This is a genomic window from Synechococcus sp. R55.7 (genome assembly GCF_047461955.1).
In the GTDB taxonomy this organism is placed as follows: Bacteria; Cyanobacteriota; Cyanobacteriia; order Thermostichales; family Thermostichaceae; genus Thermostichus.
In genome coordinates, this window is the sequence record NZ_JANSIC010000017.1 from 14318 (window position 1) to 16896 (window position 2579).

Sequence of the window (2579 nt, forward strand, 5' to 3'; positions counted from 1 at the left end):
TCCAACCAATGGCAGGATCCCTATGCCGTTTTGGGCCCCCAGCAGATAGAAGAGGCCGGGAAATCCTTTGGGTTGGTGCGCGCCCTTGTGCCCAATGCTCGGCAGGTTTGGCTGGTGGAACGCGCCACCGGACAGGCTTACCCGATGCAGCCGCTGCACCCGGAAACGCTATTCGAGCTGCGCTTTGAGCCGGGAACCCCTCTGCCGGACTATTTTTTGCGGGCCCAACGGGTCTGGGATCCCCAAGGGGAACACTTGGAAGAATGGGAGGATCCCTACCGCTTTCCCCTGGAGAAGGTCAACCACATCGGCGAGCTGGATCGCTACCTGTTCAACGAGGGGAATCACCACCGCATCTACGACAAGCTGGGCGCCCATCTCATCACGGTGGATGGGGTGAAGGGGGTGCATTTCGCCGTCTGGGCTCCCAACGCCCGCAACGTCAGCGTTATCGGCGATTTTAACCACTGGGACGGGCGTCAACACCAGATGAAGCGGCTGGGCGAAAGCGGCATCTGGGCGGTGTTCATCCCCGGCATAGGGCCAGGCGCCATCTACAAGTACGAGGTGAAAACTTCCTGGGGGGATATCTACGAAAAATCGGATCCCTATGGCTTTCAACAGGAGGTGCGCCCCAAAACCGGCTCCATCGTAGCCGACCTCAACACCTACACCTGGCACGACCAAGCCTGGCTGGAAAAACGCGCCGCCACCGATCCCCTGCGCTCGCCGATTTCGGTTTACGAGGTGCATCTGGGATCCTGGATGCACGCCTCGGCTGAAGATCCACCTGCCGAAGGGCAAAGTGTGCTGGTGGACCAAAAGCCCAATACTCGCTTCCTCACCTACCGCGAGCTGGCGGACAAATTGATCCCCTATGTGAAGGAGCTGGGCTTCACCCACATCGAGCTGTTGCCGGTGGCAGAACACCCCTTTGATGGCTCTTGGGGCTATCAGGTGATCGGCTACTATGCCGTGACATCCCGCTATGGATCCCCGCAAGACTTTATGTATTTTGTCGATCGGGCCCACCAGGCCGGGATCGGCGTGATTGTCGATTGGGTGCCTGGGCATTTCCCCAAAGATGGGCATGGGCTGGCTTTTTTCGACGGTACTCACCTGTACGAGTACGCCGACCCTCGCAAAGGCGAGCACAAAGGTTGGGGCACTTTGGTCTTTAATTATGGCCGCAACGAGGTGCGCAATTATCTGGTGGCCAATGCCCTTTTTTGGTTCGAGAAATACCACATCGATGGGATCCGGGTGGACGCGGTGGCCTCGATGCTTTATCTGGATTATGACCGCAAAGAGTGGATCCCCAATCCCTACGGCGGGCGGGAACACCTCGAAGCCATCGACTTTTTCCGGCAGCTCAATACCCTCATTTTCAAATACAACCCCGGTGCGCTTTCCATTGCCGAAGAATCTACCGCTTGGCCGATGGTAACTTGGCCAACCCATGTGGGTGGGCTGGGCTTCAACTTGAAGTGGAACATGGGTTGGATGCACGACATGTTGGATTATTTCCACATGGATCCCTGGTTCCGCCAGTTCCATCCCCATTTGGTCACCTTCAGCCTCATGTATGCCTTCAGCGAAAATTACATGCTGGCCTTTTCTCATGATGAGGTGGTGCATGGCAAGAGCCACATGTTGGGCAAAATGCCGGGGGATCATTGGCATAAGTTCGCCAGCCTGCGGGCTTTATACGGCTACATGTTCACCCACCCTGGCAAGAAAACCTTGTTCATGAGCATGGAGTTTGGCCAGTGGAATGAGTGGAACGTTTGGGCAGATCTGGACTGGGGGCTGCTGCAGTATGAACCCCACGCCAAGTTGCGCCACTACGTGGCCAGCCTGAATCACCTGTTGCGCTCTGAGCCTGCCCTGTATACCCAAGACACCAAGCCAGAAGGGTTCCGCTGGATTGACTGCAGCGACCATCGCGGCATTGTTTCCTTCATCCGCTATGGGGAGGATCCCAGTGAGTGGGTGGTGGTGGTTTGTAACTTCACGCCGGTGGTCTGGCCCAATTACCGCATTGGGGTACCGGAACGAGGTTTTTATCGAGAGCTGCTCAACAGCGATGCTGTGGAGTTTTGGGGCAGCGGGGTAGGCAATTTGGGGGGCAAGTGGACAGACGACTGGGCCTACCACAACTTGCCCTACTCCCTCGAGCTCTGCCTGCCGCAACTTTCTACCTTGGTGCTGAAATGGCAGCCGCCGCAGCCGGTCGAGTCCCAGAATTGACACCCTGCTGGCTTCCTTCCGCCGCACTGGGAGGACGGGTCTGGAGACTTCGTTTTTTGGCCATTTGTAGTCCTTTCAAGCTGGATTGAGACAATCCCCAAGCGCTCCATACCGCTTCCGAGATCACCCCCAGTCCTCTTCCCAGAGGGAGAGGGGAGTTGGGAAGCAATGGGATGGAAATGTTTCATTTCGTTTCATTCTTATTTAAAATGACTGTGGGCGTGGGTGCAGTGTTCTAGTTTGAATCGAAATGACCATAAGGCAGACATAACTGAGTGCTACGGGCAGGTTTTTTCTGAGAGGATTTCAGCAATGGCCGCAGCCACCCG

The 2579-nt window shown here is 56.4% G+C and carries 1 protein-coding gene; it reads left to right on the forward strand.

Features of this window, described 5'->3' with window-relative positions; genetic code table 11:
• A partial coding sequence (gene glgB, locus NW820_RS01905; protein ID WP_414406535.1) for a 1,4-alpha-glucan branching protein GlgB occupies nucleotides 1–2250 on the forward strand: 2250 nt, incomplete at its 5' end.
• Between the last annotated feature and the right edge of the window lie 329 nt (nucleotides 2251–2579).